Below are 16,890 nucleotides of genomic sequence, written 5' to 3'. Positions count from 1 at the left end.
ACTATTTCTAATTGAATAAGTTTAATTAAGAAAGCATTTCAATTTTTTTCATTATTTCATCGGCTTCAAAAGCTTTTTGATCGCTCATTTTTCTATTAGTGGTAGAAAGTTTATGAGTTTCACTCAACAATTTTTCATATTGAGATTGTAACTTTTCTTTTTCCGACTTTTTTTTAAATATTCCGAACATATTTATTTAGATTTAAGCAATGTATACTGCAATTATATTGATATTATATAAAGATACGCATTGTTTAATCATTTTATATTAAAATTAAACAAAATAATAAAATAGCATATTTGGTTTTCTTACAGTGGTGTAAGTAATAGGCATTACTGTAAAATAAATATTGGTAGAACCAGAATTATTTTAACATTTTAAGTTTTAAGTAAAACTTATTAATTAGAATGTTGTATAGCCTTGGATGATTGGTGTTATAAGAAGTTGCTTGGGCAGTTAATCCGCTCTCAACCTAGAAATTACCGTACCTACATTTTTTTCTTCAAACTTGCCTAAAAATTTTAGCGCGTAGGTAACTATTTTTGATTTTGGAGCTTTTATAAGTTTCCCAAGTTTTAAAACCGTGTTGTCCATTTGCTGAATTGCCGCATCTTGGTGCTCATTCCCTAAACCCCAAAGTAAATTTGCATTTAACCATGAAACTTCGCGGGCTTTAGCCAAACTAAAATTTATAATTTCTTCATCGGTATTTTTTCCGGCAAGATCAAGTAAAAACAGTAAAGGGGAAACACGGCTTAGGCGGTCTTGCATTTCGTTCACAATATTACCTAAAATAGAATTTACTGTATTGAAATCATTTTCAATATTGATAATTTGCTTGCTTTGCATTACTGCGCTTGCTGCTAAACCCAAATCAAGATTAATGTGGGTATTGATACCTAACATGATATGTTGTAGAATGGTTAAAGGGTCATTTTTAGTATCAAATGCAAATTGCCATGATTTACTAATAGGTTGGTTTTCACTATAACCGCGGTATGCATCTAAGTAGTAATTGGCAAAGGCAACATCAAAGATTTCCATACGGGCATTGTCTTCAAAATTGCCTAGTATTATCTCCTTTTGAATTTCAGCGGTTACTCTTCTGTATAAAAAAGCAAAGAACCCTATCCGATCGTTGTTGGCTATTGCACTATCTATGATTTCGTCCAATTGAAATAGGACTTCTTGTATGGTGGTCGGTCGGCTAATGATAATTGTTTTGGCTACAGTATTATACTGCTATTTTGTTATTAAAACGTATAATCGTTTTCATAGCTATAAATTTATCCAATTCTAATTGTAATTTGAAGTTACGTAAAGTAAACTTTTGCTATAACTACAAAAAAGAATAAATCTCAAGCTGTAGAAAAAGATAATTAATCGGCAGTTTTAAATATAGCTCTCCATTTAAAAGCCAAATAGATGATTGCTCCCAAAAGAAACGAATCTAGAAAATATGCACCTGTTATCTGAAATACTTCAAAGTAAGTTAGCATACTGATCAGTGAACTCAACACCCAACTGATTAGAGCTGCTGGTTCCCATTTAATAATATCTTCAAGGTTGTACTGTTGTCTTTCAATCCAAAAGAAATGAATAAAATAGATAGAAGAAATGGACGGAGCTAAAATGCCCAAAAACTCTAAAAATTCAAAAAGGTAACTAGCAAAACCCAAAAGGGCTAAGATTGTACCAATAATACTTGAGATGATTACGACGCTTTTAAATGTCCATTTTTTATTGATGGTTGTAAACGTTAAGCTCGCAGAATAAAGGTTGGTCGCGTTGGTGCTCCATGTGGATATGAATAGAAGTAAAAAAGCAGGAATTACCATATTATATGCTTCCATTATTTTGATGATATCAACTTCACCGGTTTGTATGGAAGGTACGGCGCTTAAAATATATGCAAGCGGAGTACCAATAGTTAATCCTAAAACAGAGGCAAGACTTTGTTGGTCGTTTTTTACGAATCTAGAAAAATCCGCCATTAATACTGGGAATAAAACTGCCGCGCCTACTAGAATTGAAGTTGCCTTAAAGAGTGTCATTGAATTTTCTTCGGGAATATAATCGAACAGTGCTGCTGGAGTTTCTAATTTCTCAAGAGATAGGTAAAAAACATAACTTAGAAAAGCAGTTAAAATTGGGATGGAAATATTAGCGACTTTCTCAATGCTTCTAATTCCATAAACCGTAGTAATCGTAATAAAAATACTGGTCACGATAATGATCAGTTCTTTTGAAATGGTAAAGCTAAACGTACTCGAAGTGGTATCAAAAATAGCAATGGCTAATAATTCTAACGCTACGGCAAACCACCCGATTAAGGTTATGCCAAAAATGAAATTGACAATCTTTGCACCATGTTCCCCAAAACTAAAATGAAGAATCATGTAAGTAGATAATCTTGAGCGATTACCGATTAAGGTAGTCGCCATACACATAATTGTCAATACCAAGGTAGAGATACCAAAGGCAATAAGTGCATCTTTAAAACCAAGACCAAGGGCAATTTCAGAACCTAAAAACAAGGTGGATACCGATAATCCCGTACTTGCAATTATCAGCGCTACCACCCAACCAGAAACGAAGTCTTTGGGTTGAACTTTGGTAGTTGCGTATTGATTTGCTTGGTTAGACATTTGTAGCGCTTAATAAGCTCTCTGCTAAAGGTCTTAATTCTTCATGACATACTTCGCCATTATCGGTAATTTGTATTTCATCAAAATAAATACTGGTTTTGGCTACTACGCCGTCAAAATGCGATTTAGCCATTTGTCCGAATGGAGGCATATCCATAGCGCTTGTGTGTCCAAATCCGAAATCTACACCGCCCCAAATACGTTCGTCTTCAACAAGTTCACCTGTAATGGCATGAACTTTCGGATTAAGCCCTATCATATTATGAGAAATCTTATACATGTTCTCGTCTTCAAAAGAAGTGAGGTATTCTTTGAACTTAGCAGCGCCCTCCCCTTCTATTTCAACAATTTTACCATCTTTCAATACAAATGCTACTTTATCAGTAAGTTTTGCATGCTGTAAATAATCGAATATAATACGACCGTTCATGCTATCTAATTTGGGGACCACATTTACAAAACCGGGTGCTGTACCAAACTTAGGCATGGAAAAATCGCCATCATCATAATCGAAGGTGTAATTAGTATCAATATCGTAAGATACATCTGTTCCGTTATCACTGGTGATACGTACGGTATTTGCAGTTTTGACCATGCTGGTTACTTTAGACAGAAGTTTCTTTAAAACGGGAATTTCAAAACCTGTAAATACTCGGTCTAGCGAATCTATAGAGCTTTCTGCAATTATTAAGTAGCGTAGCTTTTTATTATCTCTCATAGCTTTTTCCCAGATTTCTGAGTATAAAAGCACTACTTCATTGGCTTCAATCCATACATCAGCTTTTAATAAGGCTGCGGTTAATGCTTCAGAAGGCCAATCCTTCATTCCGGCTTGACTGTCTTTTTCAGCTTGGGGAATATACATGACCAATGGCAGTCCACCAGCATTTTGTGCAGCTTGGGCCATAGCATCAATAGTAGCTCTATCTGTACCTAAATCCGCTGTAATGGCAATGGTTTCTCCAGGTTGTACCTGAAACATATCTTCCATTAATATTCTTGAAAAACGTTCTCTTTTGGCTTCCATATGTATTTAAAAAAAGTATGATAACGGCATCCTAAGACGATGCCCATAATTATCAGTTAATGGTTGTAGAATTTTAGAACTTTACAGATATTGCAGTACCAACGGTTAAAGGTTGACCTCTCCAGGCAACATCATCAGGACTGCCAACAAATTCTCCTGGTGAAAATTCTTGGTAGTACTCTTTATCAGTTAGGTTTTTACCCCAAAATTCAAGCTTCCAGTTTTTATAGGATATTCCAAAACGAGCATCTAACAAAGAATAAGTATCAGTAGTAAAGGCATCTCGATTACTTTCATGCCAATAGGTTTTCCCTGTAGTGTCCATGTTTAAGAAACCGTTGAATTTTAAATAATCGGTAATATTGAATGAAGATTCTAATCCGACAGCGAAAGTACTTACAGGTACAAACGGTGTTTTTTGACCATCGTAAGCGGAATTGTTTGTAAAAGTACCATCGTCTCCACCTGTAGTACCACCTTCAACAATTTTAGCATCTGTTACACCTATATTGGCAAAAATATCTAAGAAGTTGGAAAGTCTAGCACGAGATTCCAACTCAAAACCGAAAACATCACTCTTATCATAATTGTAAACTCCTGCAATAAAAGTGGTCAAATCTAAAATGTATTGTTGTTGGTTATTTAAAGAAGAATAGAATACAGAACCGTTAAGTAGTAAGCGATCGTTCCATGAAGTAGTTTTAAATCCTAATTCATAATTGTCTGAAGTTTCATCGTCAAACTCTCTATTGAACAAATCAGTTGGCTGAGCATTGAATCCGCCATTTCTATATCCACGTCCGTAGTTTGCATACACTAATATATTTTTGTTTGCTTGGTATGAAAAAGAGACTTTAGGTTGAAATTCATTGTTGTCTCTTTCTGAATTGGTAACAAATAACGCATCATCTTGCGTAAACTTGTCCATATCTAAACGGAAACCTGCAGATAATGTTAATTTATCGGTTAGTTTGTAATCTCCAAATCCGAATAAAGCTATGGTTTGGGTTTCATTAATATAATCTGCGGTATCATAGGCATCAGGTCCTCCAAAATCTACCCCCGTAGTTCCGTTTTGGTAGAAATCTTTTTCTATTTTTTGGTAGAATCCGCCTAAACTCCAATCAAACTTAGTATCTGTTTTGGTATTGTTAATTCTAATTTCTTGGTTAAAAGTTTTGGTAGTAATTTCTTCGCCTTGTGTTAATCCGTCCAACTCAAGAAAATCTAAATCTCCATTGGTAGAACGCTCTACTTTATTAATAGAAGTGATACTTTGTAATTTAATACCAGTAAGGTTATAGTCCATGTTTAAGGTACCATAGCTGTTGTTCATATCAGATCTTCCAAGCACATCAGAAAATATTACATTATTACCATCTGACGGATTAGGATTTAAAATACCACCTGTAAATTCACCATCTGTTCCTGTTGGGTTGACCGAGTAATAAGTTGCGCCACCTTCTATATTAAAATACTGGTAAGAACCCGTCATTGAGAAGTTAGAAGATAACTTCGCTTTCAATTGACCTCTTACATTAATATCTTCTCTAAAATCAACTTTTTCATCTAAGAACTCGTTGGTCAACAATCCATCAAAATCTTTATACTGTGTTGAAAAACGGTAGAACAACTTGTCTTTCGCTATAGCCCCGGATGATACGAACTGTGCTTGTTTAAAACCACCATTACCAACACCTATTTTGATTTGGTTGTTCATTTTATTGGTAGGGTCTTTTGTGTAGATATTTACGGCGCCACCAATTGCATTTTTGCCATATAAAGCACCTTGCGGACCTTTGACCACTTCAACCAATGCCAAGTCATACAAATCTTGACTTAATAAACTTGGATCTGGAATGGTAACACCGTCAATAACGAAAGCCAAAGGGGCATCGCCTCCCCTTACTTGAGGAATACCACGAACCGTAATAAAGTTTAAACCAATGGATTGCGCAGAGTTAAATTTTAAATTTGGGACAAGGGTTGAAAATGAACTAACGTCTGTTATACCGGCACTTTCAATTCCTTCCGCATTCAAAGCGGTAACAGATTCTGGTGTAGTTTGTATAGATTCTGTTCGTTTACGGGATTTACCCATAACACCAGAGAAACCTTGTACGGTAACCCCAGTCAGTGATACAGCGGTTTCTAGCAGTTCTATATCAATTTGAGATTGTCCTGAAATTATTATTTCTTTAGTTTCAAATCCAATAAAAGAAACAGATAAAACAGCTTCTTCAGATGCTATCGTAATATCAAAATTTCCGTTGAAATCTGAAATTACACCATTGGATGTACCTTTTTCGCTAACACTGGCTCCAGGTAACGGTTCGCCATTTTGGTCTGTAATTTTACCGGTCACCAAAGTTTGTGAAAAACCTAAGGTAGAAACCAGAAAACTAATAAGTAAGAATAATTTTTTCATGATCTGTTTAAATTGGTTTGTTTGCTAAATGTAGAAACACACCTATTAATTCTTATTAATTCTAAATACTAAAAATATTTTTAATAATTTTATTCATAAAATAGGAATTTATGATAACAAGCTCAGGGTCATTAGTTTTTACTTCAGAATACTTTAAATTACTAATAGATAAGTTACATGATGAGTTTATAAGAAAACATAATCTTAAGCAATTACCTAAAACCTTTCAATTGTATGGTTATGGTGCTTATGATGAAAGCAAGCCTAGTTTAAAAACTGATTTTGAAGCTTTGGGTTCCGAATTCATTAACGGTAAGTACTTATATGATAAGTTCCGTGAATTTGAAAAAGGGAAACCACTAATAAAACTGAATCATTATTATAAAACTATCATCTTGCTTTTTTTAGGATATCAGGATTATGAGGTGTTTCTAGCAGAACACAAGCCTTCTGAGGATGAGTTCGAAAAACAACTAACCATCCTTAGAAGTAATGATGAAGACATTACGTATTACTATATCAACTACTATTTTGGAGAAGACAATACAATCTTAAAAGGGCAAAGTATCATTTCTAAAAATTGGAAGAAGATTCAGCATATTTTTATGTATCCATTAGAAGATGGCACCATGCGTGAATATTATAGCCACGGCAATATAAAACGCCAAGGAGATACTTTGACTATTAAAACAAATACTCTTTCTGGAGACAGATATATTGATGGGGCTAGTGAAATCTATTATTTAGGACACCGAGCACCATCTAATATAAAATACTTGATCGGTACCTATTGCACATTTGATCTATTTACGAATACCGTTGCCGGACGTTCCATTTTAGAAAAGTGTGATAGTAAGCAAGAAATGGAACAAAAATCTAAAGATTCTAGTATACCACCCTATATTGCTATGGAAATAAGAAACAAGCGAATTGTAAATCCTAGTGTAGTTCCAAAACACGCACTAGAATTATCAAGTAACAGTCCGTACGCATCACTTTATGGCAAATTACCGGGTATTTATAATGTAACTTTTGAATTTGTGGACGGATTTCAGGAAAAATTGAAATTTAAAATATTAAAATCAAATTTCGCAATTGTAACACTCACGGATAATGTCTATATAGAAAAAGATCGAATAGAGCTTTTAAATAAAGGCTCTGTAATTAATTTCAGGTTTAATTTTTCAGGAATAATAGCTCTTGAAAGAGTTAATATTTATTTCAAAAGCTACTATTTGAAAAATAACAGTAGAAACCAAGAAGGGGTTTTTAGTGGTATAGATAATGAGAACAGGTTGGTGAATGGCTCACTAAATGTAGATTTTATAGAAGCATAGGCAAATCAGAAAATATTAATAAAAGATTTGTCTTTACCAAGATTAGAAATCTCCTGCCTTTCACTATAATTTCTTGTAAAATTATTCTTATAACAACTATAAACGTTATTACTCCACAATTTTAATATCTATAGATGTTCTGCTTTGCCAACCGGTTGCATCTGTAACCGAATATGCACAGTGGTAATCGCCCGTATCTATGTCATTTGGTATGGTTACCGGGATATTGATTTCATAACTGGTCAATGCGCCTTCAATGGTAAAGTTTTCCACATAGATCAAAGGATTTACAGCTGATTTAATTTCACCTAAATCACATTCTGTTACCTGGTCATCATGGGTATGGTGATCAAAATTATGATGGATATCAATACTGTAAGCGGCAAGTTCATTGTTATCCGTAACCATTGCCCTAAAATTATAGGTTTCTCCTCTAGTAAGTAACGCGCAACCTTGAGGAAACCCTGCCGTATAGTTAACTGTAATTGTAGGCTTTTCTTCATCAATTTCAACGCTGTCGTCACTAGTACATGCCGCAGTTAGTAGTATAATGGATAAAATATAAAAATATTTAAAAGTAGATTTCATAAGATTAGATTTAAGACCGCACAGCATGTTGGTACGCCGTGCGGTTTTGTTTATAATTTAAGCAGTTACATCAATATGTGTTTCGTATGCTACGGTATTACCATCTTCATCTTCAACAGTAAAGATGATATGATATTCCCCTGCAGGAGCAGTAGCAGGTACATCTATATGCTCATGGAATTCCGCTTCCATTTCTTCATGGTAACCTTCTAAAAATTCTTCTTCAAAATCCCATGCTACTTCTCCTTCTCCAGGTGTAACTCCGTCTGCATGAATATCTACGGTTATACTATGTATGCCATGCGCAGCTAGTATCATGAATTCAATATGGAAATCATCTCCTCTAGCTACTGTTTCATCCATTTCAAAACCACTAATAGCTATGGCATCTAGTATTATAAGGTGACCATCTACTTCTGTGCTGTTCCCCAATTCATCGGTAACCAAAAGTTCAATATGGTATTCGCCAGAAGGAATGTCTGTTGGTACATCTACATGCTCATGAAATTCAGGATTAAGCACCAAGTATTTGGCATCTGTAAATACTTGCTCAAAATCCCAATCTACTTCTCCTTCTCCGGCAGTTATTTCATCGGAATGAATAGAAAGTGTAATACTACTTACGGTAGCTTCTGCAGCAATTTCTGCTGCTAAATGAATATCTGAACCTTTAAAAGCGTATGCTTCTTCTGAATCATGATCATGATCATCATCCCCATCTTCGTCATGATGACCTTCACCAAATTCAAAATTGGTAATTACTGGAGCATTCAATTCAATAGCTCCTTCATCATCATCACTACTACATGATTGTAAAAAGAGTCCGACAGACGCAACGATTGCTAAAAATTTCAAATTTGGTTTCATAATAGTTGTTTTCATTGTTTTCATTTTTAATTTGATTACTGATTACTGATTACTGATTACTGATTACTGATTACTGATTACTGATTATTGATTTTAAAAAGGTACTGTTAGGGACAATGAGATGTTTCTGCCAGCCTCCGGAACATCTATAAGTCTGTAAAAGCTGGTATGATTAAAGTATTTGGTATTGAATACGTTATTCAGTTTTATGCGCATTTCAAGTGGGGCGTTATTTCTAAACGCATTTAATTTTGATAAGAAAGACATGTTTAAAACTTGATAGCCATCTGTTTTTTCTTCGGGAGGAACAATGTCTTCCTGATCGGCTGTAATTCTAAAATCTGCGATCAATTGAGGTTTCTCAAAGAATAGCAGCTTGTTAAATTGATATTTTGCGGAAAGTAAGGCAGATAAAGGCGGTGAAAATGGCAACGTAAATCCTTCTTTTGGACCGCTCTGCTGTCTAGAATACACATACTCTACAGATGCATCTAATTGCAGATTTTTAAAAATAGAGGCACTTGCGTTGAACTCTCCTCCCATTCTAAAAACCTTAGCTTGTGTATATTCATAAATTTGTATGGTTTCAAAATAGCTTGATGTTGGATTTAGGTAAATATAATTTTGAAAAAAATTCACGAACGGGCTAACTCCTACACTAAAAGTTTCTTCAGCATGGTCTACACTTAAATCTAACTGATAAGATATTTCTGGGTCTAGATCAATATTACCTTGCTCAAAACGGTACATGTGATAGTTGACACCGTCAGATGCTAATTCATTTGCCAAAGGCATTCTAAAACTTCTACCAATGTTAATTTTATAGCTGGTCTTTTTTTGAATGTAGCTAAGCCCAAGAGAAGCACTAAGACTGCCAAAATCAAGAGTTTTGTTTTTAGACCTTTGTAGGTGTATAAATGATGTGGAACCATCATCGTTATTTACTGTGGACGGGTACCAATCATAATGCGCTTTGGTGTCTACCCTACCAATATCATAGCGTAAACCTGCTAGCACATGAAGATTGAAATTTACCTTAAACTGATCATAGCCAAAAACACTAGCAGTAAACCGATTGTATTCCGGGATTAAAAAGCCCCATCCTCCTATATTATTATTTTGGTATTCCGTATTTAAGCCCAAGACCAGGTTATGTTGGTCAGTGGGTTTGAACGTATCACGAAAATTTAGGGAATAGGTATTTTTAATAAACAATCTTTCCTTGGTATCGGGCGGTGTTGGCATATACCCATGTGGTACTGGTTCTGAATGCTCTTCCCTATTGTTATTTTGGTAGCCAAGGTCAATGTTTAAAATATGTGCACCCGCGCTTAAAACAGTATTGTTGGTAATTTTAAAGTGGTTTACTTTATGATATGGAAGATCAACATCTCTGTTAGAGCTGTCATAATCTATACTGGAAGTTCTTACCTCCAAGCCATGTGCGTTCGCAAAGAATCCGTTTTTCGCATTAACATTGCTAAAGACGGTTTCAGATTTAATACCCTCAGAGACAAAACCTATACCTAAACTTGCATCAGCCTCATATCCGGCTGTATTTCTTAAATTATTTTCATGCAATTCAAATATGTAATTTTCATAATTGATTCTATTTGCAGGTACTTTGTAATCTCCGTAATCTCTATAAGTTAATCTTCCGCGATAAAACCATTTATCTTTTCTAGCCGTAATACCTGTAGAAACACCCAGTAAATCATTATTGCTTTCACCTAGAATATTCACTTCACCATTAAAAGAGTTGGGTAACGGAGTTTTATTCGGTTGAATATCTACAACACCCGCTATAGCGTCTGAACCATACAATAAAGAAGCCGGTCCTTTAATAATACGTATGTTTTCAATGCCGTGCTGGTCAATTTCCAGTCCGTGGTCATTGCCCCATTGTTGTGCTTCATGTTTTATGCCGTTTTGTACCACAGCAACCCTATTAAACCCTAATCCGCGAATTACAGGTTTAGATTGCCCGGAACCTATGTTAATAGTACTTACACCAGCAATTTTGCTCAAAGTTTGCATTAAGGTGTTTTCCCTATTTTGTTCTAGAAACTCCTTTGATACGGTTTGTGTAACGATCGGTACTTCTTTGGCTTCCCTATTTTTAGTCTTTCCGTTGACTTTTACCTCCTCTAGTTCAGTGGCTGCTTCAAGTAAAAAAACTTTTATTTCCTGAATGTTTTGCTGTACTTCAACATTCATGGTTGCAGGCTGGCAGCCAATATGTGATACGGTAAAGGTGTAAGTACCTTCAGCTACATTGTTTATCGTAAAAGCTCCATCTTCCATAGAAACGGCATACAAGTTTTTACTAATAATAGTGGCGCCTTGTGCCGGTGATAAGTCTTTAGCATGTAACACAAGACCCTTAATTTGATAAGCATTTTGTGCAAGTGCCATTGAGTATAGACCAAAGAATAGCCATATACCTAGTATTTTATAAAACATAATAATAAACTATAAGAGTTGAATAGTTGCTCTTTAAAAAAGCAAAATGATAGAGGTGCGCTTAGCTTAAAAGTGTATCAATTGAGTCTATATAGCCAAATAGTATAAGGCATATAGATCGGACAACTTTTAGCATAAATTGTAGTGAAACTTATAGCAATACAGGTGGAGGTCTAGAGAATAGTGCCTTGGTAACAATAGTACTATCTATTGTAAAATGGTAATTGGTGACAATTTCAAGTGGTATTATAAATTCAGGATTCTCTTTTCCGAAATCGCTTGAACTGGGGGAAATAGTTGGGGTAAAGTTATTTATTATGGCATAATCGCAAATAATGCAAGTATCATGCTCTTGTTCATCATTTGAATGGGATAAAACATGTAGTCCAGACACATTCGTGAAAAGATAAAGTACTAGAAGTATTCTAGTTATACTATGTTTTATACGACTACCCTTCATTGAAAATTTATGATTGTAATAAGCTTTAATGATCTATATCTTTTCCTGTCCAATAATTTTTAAAAACTCATTACGTATATCGGTCTCTGAAAAACGACCGCCATACTCTAAGGTTGTGGTAAAACTGCTCTGGTCTTTAATTCCTCTAGAAGATACACAAAGGTGCTTGGCGGTTACTGAAACAATAACGTCTTCAGTACCCAATGCTTCTTGCAGGTCGTTTAAGATTTGAAGAACCAGTCTTTCTTGAACCTGAGGACGACGAGCATAATAATCTACTAAGCGATTGATTTTTGACAATCCGATAACCTTTTTTTGGGGAATATATGCCACATGGGCATACCCCACTATGGGTAAGAAATGATGCTCACATGCAGAATCAATAGTGATATGTTGCTCTACCAACATTTTCTTATACCCATACTTATTTTCAAAAACCGAAAGCTTAGGTTTGTTTTTTGGGTTTAAACCGTAAAATAATTCCTTTACATACATTTTTGCGAAACGGTATGGCGTACCAGATAAACTATCATCGGTTAAATCTAAACCTAGCTCTTCCATGATTTTGGCAAAATGATGCTGAATACTTTCTATTTTCTCATCATCACTTTTATCAAAGGCATTAGGTCTCAATGGAGTTTCTATGCTTGAGGAAAAGTGGTTATCCCCTACTATCTCTATTTGTTCTTTATCCTTCATGTATACAACAATTATCCGTAGCACATTTACAGTGATTTCTATTAAATAAATGCAGTATTACCAAAGCAAGGGCGGGTATATATATAGCAAATTCTGGTATTGGGAAAAGTTCTAATTTTTCATTTAGAATTATTGCCGCCAGTACAGACCAACTTAACCAAAGCATTGGTTTTATCCATTTTAGTGTTGTGTTTTTTGTTGACCAAAAAATGGCAAGAAATGAAATAGCCAAGAACACGTAATCTAAAGATTTCCACCATACAGGCGGACCACTGTAAAAGGTTGCTGCACTAGCTTGAGCCAGAAATAGAAATGGAGTGGCAATACAATGAACAAGACATAAGGAACTGGCAAAAGTTCCTAAAATGTCAGATTTTTGTTTAATTAATAGCATTGATGTTATTGTTAATACAACTGAGTTGCAAATGTAGTCATAATATTTGTTAATGCAACAAAGTTGCGTTATATTTGTTTTATGGGAGTAATTAGAAAAACAAAGGCTGTTGAGGTTTTACTTAATGAGTTTAGTACAGGCTCAGTAGCCATTTCTGCTAAAGCTTTAATTGAGCAGTTAGGAGATACGTTCAATAAAACCACTATTTATCGTGTGTTGGATAAGTTGGAAGATGACGGAGTTCTACACTCCTTTTTAGGGAAAGATGGATTAAAATGGTATGCAAAATGCAATGGCTGTACCTTTAAAGAACATAAAGATGTTCATCCACATTTTCAATGTTTACAATGTGGTAAGGTAGATTGTTTGCCCGTACATGTATCACTTCCCGAAATTCCAAATAGAAAAATAGAGATATCACAATTATTGATACAAGGTAAGTGCGAAGCATGTTTTGTTTAAATTAACTTGCGGTTACGGATATGGTGAGCCGTTTGTCAATAATTAGTACAGTCTTGACAGGTATAAACCTAAGAAGGTTATTAGGAACAAAAGGCTAGAAGAAATTCTAGCCTTTTAATTTTATAATAAACACTGGTTAACAGGATATTTTAAGCACCTGTTTTACAAATAAAATGTATTGAATAAGAGAGGTTTCAATGTCTTTTTTCAACATTTGAAGACCTTTTTAAACCGTTCAACCGAATTAATTTTTCATTTTGAGACAATAGGATACTTTTCCCTTTTTAAACTCGAAAATTATGAAACTCGAACTAGTTATTGTAGATGACTCTCATCTTTGGTTGTCCTTGGCTGAAAAGTTGGCTGCAAGCCACCCTTTAGTTGGTAAAATAACCACTTTTGAAGATTCTTATGATGCATGGGTACATATACAAATCAACAAACCTCAGTTTATAATTTCAGATATAGAAATGCCTGGTATGAACGGACTCTCATTTTTAGAAATGTTCAGTGATAGGTTACCATTTATATCAACCTCAACCAAACAAGAATTTGAAGTAGTTGCAAAAGAGCTTGGTTGTATAGATTTTGTAGCAAAACCTTTTTCAAAATCAGATATTCATAATGCAATTGATGAGGTTTATAGCCACATGTTTGGCGAAAAAGTAAGTAATTATAAGTAGGTTGCCGTGTAACTATAAATGTCTGGTTATACCTGCTTTTTGCAGAAGATTCTATACAAGTACTTGTTTGTAACAATTGTATTTGAACTTGACAAAGATTTTTCAAAGATTGAGTTGTATGTAATTAATTTATTTGTAGTGCGTTATAGAATTTCTAAAATTCTTAAACCATTAACAAATGAAATTCAAAACTTTATCATTAGTAGCATTACTTTTAATATTATCAAATTTATCAGCACAACACAAAGGTACAGTAACCTTTAAAAATGGAGATGTTAAAGAGGGTATAGTAGAAAATAAGGGTAGTAAGATTCTATTTACAGCAGAAGGTTCAGAAACCGCTAAAATTGCACATGAAGAAATTGAGCATATAAAGACAGGTGACATTGAATATTTTAGAACCTCCGCAAAATCTAAAAAATTAGAGGAATATCAAGTTATGGTTTATGGCAGTACTATGCTTTTGGCCAAAAATATTCAAACCAATTATGGTAGTATACAAACTGATTACGATACCTATTCTGTACAAAGTGGAAACTTAACCGCTAGTCAAACAAAACAAGTATCAAGAAGAGTTGTAAGAGGACCAAGTACCAGAGGTACTATTATTAAATACTTCATTAAAAAGCCAGGTTCGGATCTTGAACAGGTATATAGGCTAGTTGTCGGCGATGTAGACTGGATCGGATACAAGAAAAAGGTGAAGAAGCAATTAGGAGACTGCAAAAAACTTATTGATAAAATGATCAAAGGTGACTTTAAAGATGATGAATATGGTAAGGGAGCAGAATTAGCAGCTATTGTCCTGTATTATAATCAAAACTGTAGTAAGTAATTAAATACGCTCCTAAAACATTGTCAAATTAGTCAACCATGAATAGATCAAAGCCTATAGTAATCTATAGGCTTTTATTTTTATAGTATTATAAATTTCAAGATCACTATTACTTTCAGGTCACCAATAATATGGAAGATTTGGATGAATTTAAAGTACCATCTTTAAGAAACATTGCTTTAATAGGATCTTACATGCACGATGGTAGATTTGAAACTCTTTAGGAGGTTATTGAGCATTACAATAGCGGTGTACAGAACAACCTAAATTTGGATAATAGACTTACGCAAGGTAATAACGTTCGCAGACTAAACTTATCCGATAATGACAAACAAGCACTAGTTGATTTTCTACATACCTTGACCGATACAGAGTTTATCACTGATGAGAAATATGCCGATCCGTTTATAGAGGATTAACCATTCATTTATTGCAATAGGTTTATAATTCAAATTAATATAATTAGTTAAAAAATCTTTTAAGCTAAGCTGTATTATTGGTTTGATGTAAATTTGGCGTTCAATTTAAAAAAAGCTCAATACTAAAACTCTTATTCTACCTCTTTTATACGCACTCTAGCAAGTGTTAAACGTGATATTTATTAGGTATTTATAAGAAAAATTGGGTTTAATGAATAGAATGAAATTTACTTAGTCTAATACATAAAAAATGAATTATGAAGTATAAAATGTTAATAGCTGTTTTGGCAATTTTTAGCACAACGGCATATGGGCAATGGCAAGTCTCGGCAAGTTCTGGCTATGCCGTTGGAAGTGCAGGTATGAAATTGGGAGAACGAATTACGACAACGGAAACAGAAAACTCATATGGCAGTTATGGAGAAGGCACAAACTTTCAACTTAGAGGCACCTATTTTTTTGACGACTCTTTCGGTTTTGATCTTGGAGTAGGTTATTTGCATGGTGCTGACCAGGATATTTCTGTTGTTAGTTTACCAGATACAGAAGTGAATGCTGTTGCAAGGGCAAGGGCATTTGGTGCTTCCGCATCTGTGGTATATAAATTTACCAATAATATATATGGACGTTTTGGAGCATTATTAAAATTGGGAGGTAAAACGGAAGGTGTCATTTATCAAAAATCTGTTTTTTCTGAAGCCGAAGCCGAGGCTTTTGGTGTACCGGAAGGCTCTTATTCCGAAACGAACTATAAAGAGGATTTTCATGGACATTTTCCTTTAGGCTTTGTGGGAGCTCTTGGGTATAAATATGATCTTGATGATAATTTTAGTCTGTTTGTAGAAGCTGAATATTACGGTATTAGTTTAAAGCGTAAAGATTCTGAAATATCGGAATTTAATACAGATGTAAAACTACCTGATGGTACTGTTGCGGTTAGTGGGCTATATACCATTGATAATTTGCCAGAAGGTGTAAATAGAACTACTACGTACGTAGATAACCTATCGAATATCAATACTGATACATCTAAAGAACTGTCTCAGAAAGTACCATACTCTTCTTTTGGATTAAATATTGGTATTACTTACAAATTTAATAAAGCCACAAATTAAGTTATCTTCACTTATTTTTTACAAAAAAAAGAACCCCCTGTTTAAGATAAACAGGGGGTTCTTAGCAAATAACTCAAAATGAAAATAAACGTATTCGGGGGGAATACGTTTAAATGGAAGGTTTATTTTAACAAACCAAGTATACCTTCCAATTCGGTTAAATTAAGGCTAGCGTTATTATCAGTGTCCAATACATCAAAATTTTCAGAAACTTCGCCAATAGCTTCAGTTGAGCTAATAGCTTGATCATTGTTGGTATCCAATAGGCTAAATAAGCTCGCCACCTGCTGTACCGTAGAATTAGAACTTAGTGAGCTTAATAATGTAGCAGCATCGGACATAGATGAGGTGTTCATGTTCTTTACACTGTTACAACTGGTTATTAAAGCAATAATGATAAACGTTGCAATTACTTTTTTCATGGTTATGTGTTTTTAATATTAATGTATTACAAAAGTATCTTT

At 34.4% G+C, this 16,890-nt stretch carries 18 protein-coding genes; 6 read left to right on the top strand and 12 right to left on the bottom strand.

Annotation, left to right across the window (positions count from 1 at the left end):
* Positions 1–25: 25 nt before the first annotated feature.
* The 5 genes from YQ22_RS19135 to YQ22_RS17930 form a co-directional block, all read right to left on the bottom strand.
* The gene (locus YQ22_RS19135; RefSeq protein ID WP_156894598.1) at positions 26–190 is read right to left on the bottom strand and encodes a Lacal_2735 family protein; all 165 of its coding nucleotides are present in this window, start codon (positions 188–190) and stop codon (positions 26–28) included.
* 267 nt (positions 191–457) lie between these two features.
* The gene (locus tag YQ22_RS17945) at positions 458–1,195 is read right to left on the bottom strand and encodes a DUF5995 family protein (RefSeq protein ID WP_257786219.1); all 738 of its coding nucleotides are present in this window, start codon (positions 1,193–1,195) and stop codon (positions 458–460) included.
* Between the two features lie 185 nt (positions 1,196–1,380).
* Positions 1,381–2,649 carry a purine-cytosine permease family protein gene (locus YQ22_RS17940; RefSeq protein ID WP_071342296.1) on the bottom strand — a complete coding sequence of 423 codons (1,269 nt, stop codon included), beginning with the start codon at positions 2,647–2,649 and terminating at the stop codon, positions 1,381–1,383.
* On the bottom strand, positions 2,642–3,676 hold the full coding sequence (locus YQ22_RS17935; RefSeq protein WP_071342295.1) for a hypothetical protein: 1,035 nt from the start codon (positions 3,674–3,676) through the stop codon (positions 2,642–2,644). The genes YQ22_RS17940 and YQ22_RS17935 overlap by 8 nt, the downstream gene beginning before the upstream one ends.
* Positions 3,677–3,749: 73 nt before the next feature.
* Positions 3,750–6,104 (bottom strand): TonB-dependent receptor, encoded by a 2,355-nt coding sequence (locus YQ22_RS17930; RefSeq protein ID WP_071342294.1) that lies wholly within the window; start codon positions 6,102–6,104, stop codon positions 3,750–3,752.
* A gap of 110 nt (positions 6,105–6,214) precedes the next feature.
* Between YQ22_RS17930 and YQ22_RS17925 the strand changes: the two genes are divergently transcribed.
* On the top strand, positions 6,215–7,441 hold the full coding sequence (locus YQ22_RS17925) for a hypothetical protein (RefSeq protein ID WP_071342293.1): 1,227 nt from the start codon (positions 6,215–6,217) through the stop codon (positions 7,439–7,441).
* Positions 7,442–7,549: 108 nt separating this feature from the next.
* Here the strand turns inward: YQ22_RS17925 and YQ22_RS17920 are convergent, their stop codons facing one another.
* The 6 genes from YQ22_RS17920 to YQ22_RS17895 form a co-directional block, all read right to left on the bottom strand.
* The gene (locus YQ22_RS17920; protein ID WP_071342292.1) at positions 7,550–8,029 is read right to left on the bottom strand and encodes a DUF4625 domain-containing protein; all 480 of its coding nucleotides are present in this window, start codon (positions 8,027–8,029) and stop codon (positions 7,550–7,552) included.
* 57 nt (positions 8,030–8,086) lie between these two features.
* The gene (locus YQ22_RS17915; RefSeq protein ID WP_083414352.1) at positions 8,087–8,911 is read right to left on the bottom strand and encodes a DUF4625 domain-containing protein; all 825 of its coding nucleotides are present in this window, start codon (positions 8,909–8,911) and stop codon (positions 8,087–8,089) included.
* A gap of 78 nt (positions 8,912–8,989) precedes the next feature.
* Positions 8,990–11,359, bottom strand: a complete 2,370-nt coding sequence (locus YQ22_RS17910; RefSeq protein WP_071342291.1) for a TonB-dependent receptor — start codon at positions 11,357–11,359, stop codon at positions 8,990–8,992.
* Positions 11,360–11,510: 151 nt separating this feature from the next.
* Positions 11,511–11,753: a hypothetical protein gene (locus YQ22_RS17905; protein WP_156894597.1), complete on the bottom strand. Its 243-nt coding sequence runs from the start codon at positions 11,751–11,753 to the stop codon at positions 11,511–11,513.
* A gap of 99 nt (positions 11,754–11,852) precedes the next feature.
* Positions 11,853–12,518 (bottom strand): GTP cyclohydrolase I FolE, encoded by a 666-nt coding sequence (gene folE / locus YQ22_RS17900; protein ID WP_071342289.1) that lies wholly within the window; start codon positions 12,516–12,518, stop codon positions 11,853–11,855.
* Positions 12,508–12,912 carry a MerC domain-containing protein gene (locus tag YQ22_RS17895; RefSeq protein ID WP_071342288.1) on the bottom strand — a complete coding sequence of 135 codons (405 nt, stop codon included), beginning with the start codon at positions 12,910–12,912 and terminating at the stop codon, positions 12,508–12,510. Before YQ22_RS17895 ends, folE begins: the two co-directional genes overlap by 11 nt.
* An 81-nt stretch (positions 12,913–12,993) precedes the next feature.
* Between YQ22_RS17895 and YQ22_RS17890 the strand changes: the two genes are divergently transcribed.
* The 5 genes from YQ22_RS17890 (at position 12,994) to YQ22_RS17875 (ending at position 16,426) form a co-directional block, all read left to right on the top strand.
* Positions 12,994–13,374, top strand: coding sequence for a Fur family transcriptional regulator (locus YQ22_RS17890; RefSeq protein ID WP_071342287.1), 381 nt, complete (start codon positions 12,994–12,996; stop codon positions 13,372–13,374).
* 299 nt (positions 13,375–13,673) lie between these two features.
* Positions 13,674–14,057 (top strand): response regulator, encoded by a 384-nt coding sequence (locus YQ22_RS17885; protein ID WP_071342286.1) that lies wholly within the window; start codon positions 13,674–13,676, stop codon positions 14,055–14,057.
* A 178-nt stretch (positions 14,058–14,235) separates the two neighbouring features.
* A complete protein-coding gene (locus YQ22_RS17880; RefSeq protein WP_071342285.1) occupies positions 14,236–14,892 on the top strand; it encodes a hypothetical protein in 657 nt (218 codons plus the stop codon).
* A gap of 269 nt (positions 14,893–15,161) precedes the next feature.
* A complete protein-coding gene (locus YQ22_RS19260) occupies positions 15,162–15,311 on the top strand; it encodes a hypothetical protein (RefSeq protein WP_198033497.1) in 150 nt (49 codons plus the stop codon).
* A gap of 257 nt (positions 15,312–15,568) precedes the next feature.
* Positions 15,569–16,426 carry an outer membrane beta-barrel protein gene (locus YQ22_RS17875; RefSeq protein WP_071342284.1) on the top strand — a complete coding sequence of 286 codons (858 nt, stop codon included), beginning with the start codon at positions 15,569–15,571 and terminating at the stop codon, positions 16,424–16,426.
* A 122-nt stretch (positions 16,427–16,548) separates the two neighbouring features.
* On the opposite strand, the gene YQ22_RS17870 is transcribed toward YQ22_RS17875, so the two are convergent.
* A complete protein-coding gene (locus YQ22_RS17870) occupies positions 16,549–16,848 on the bottom strand; it encodes a hypothetical protein (RefSeq protein WP_071342283.1) in 300 nt (99 codons plus the stop codon).
* Between the last annotated feature and the right edge of the window lie 42 nt (positions 16,849–16,890).

Origin of the sequence: Maribacter sp. 1_2014MBL_MicDiv (assembly GCF_001865655.1) — a bacterium.
In the GTDB taxonomy this organism is placed as follows: domain Bacteria; phylum Bacteroidota; class Bacteroidia; order Flavobacteriales; family Flavobacteriaceae; genus Maribacter; species Maribacter dokdonensis.
The sequence above is the reverse complement of the archived record's forward strand: the minus strand, read 5'-3'. Positions and strand labels throughout refer to the sequence as shown.

Excerpts from the sequence above, each read along its gene's own strand:
- YQ22_RS19135 (WP_156894598.1), bottom strand. The coding sequence starts at position 190 with ATGTTCGGAATATTTAAAAAAAAGTCGGAAAAAGAAAAGTTACAATCT.
- YQ22_RS17940 (WP_071342296.1), bottom strand. The coding sequence starts at position 2,649 with ATGTCTAACCAAGCAAATCAATACGCAACTACCAAAGTTCAACCCAAA.
- YQ22_RS17935 (WP_071342295.1), bottom strand. The coding sequence starts at position 3,676 with ATGGAAGCCAAAAGAGAACGTTTTTCAAGAATATTAATGGAAGATATG.
- YQ22_RS17930 (WP_071342294.1), bottom strand. The coding sequence starts at position 6,104 with ATGAAAAAATTATTCTTACTTATTAGTTTTCTGGTTTCTACCTTAGGT.
- YQ22_RS17925 (WP_071342293.1), top strand. The coding sequence starts at position 6,215 with ATGATAACAAGCTCAGGGTCATTAGTTTTTACTTCAGAATACTTTAAA.
- YQ22_RS17920 (WP_071342292.1), bottom strand. The coding sequence starts at position 8,029 with ATGAAATCTACTTTTAAATATTTTTATATTTTATCCATTATACTACTA.
- YQ22_RS17915 (WP_083414352.1), bottom strand. The coding sequence starts at position 8,911 with ATGAAAACAACTATTATGAAACCAAATTTGAAATTTTTAGCAATCGTT.
- YQ22_RS17910 (WP_071342291.1), bottom strand. The coding sequence starts at position 11,359 with ATGTTTTATAAAATACTAGGTATATGGCTATTCTTTGGTCTATACTCA.
- folE (WP_071342289.1), bottom strand. The coding sequence starts at position 12,518 with ATGAAGGATAAAGAACAAATAGAGATAGTAGGGGATAACCACTTTTCC.
- YQ22_RS17895 (WP_071342288.1), bottom strand. The coding sequence starts at position 12,912 with ATGCTATTAATTAAACAAAAATCTGACATTTTAGGAACTTTTGCCAGT.
- YQ22_RS17890 (WP_071342287.1), top strand. The coding sequence starts at position 12,994 with ATGGGAGTAATTAGAAAAACAAAGGCTGTTGAGGTTTTACTTAATGAG.
- YQ22_RS17885 (WP_071342286.1), top strand. The coding sequence starts at position 13,674 with ATGAAACTCGAACTAGTTATTGTAGATGACTCTCATCTTTGGTTGTCC.
- YQ22_RS17880 (WP_071342285.1), top strand. The coding sequence starts at position 14,236 with ATGAAATTCAAAACTTTATCATTAGTAGCATTACTTTTAATATTATCA.
- YQ22_RS17875 (WP_071342284.1), top strand. The coding sequence starts at position 15,569 with ATGAAGTATAAAATGTTAATAGCTGTTTTGGCAATTTTTAGCACAACG.
- YQ22_RS17870 (WP_071342283.1), bottom strand. The coding sequence starts at position 16,848 with ATGAAAAAAGTAATTGCAACGTTTATCATTATTGCTTTAATAACCAGT.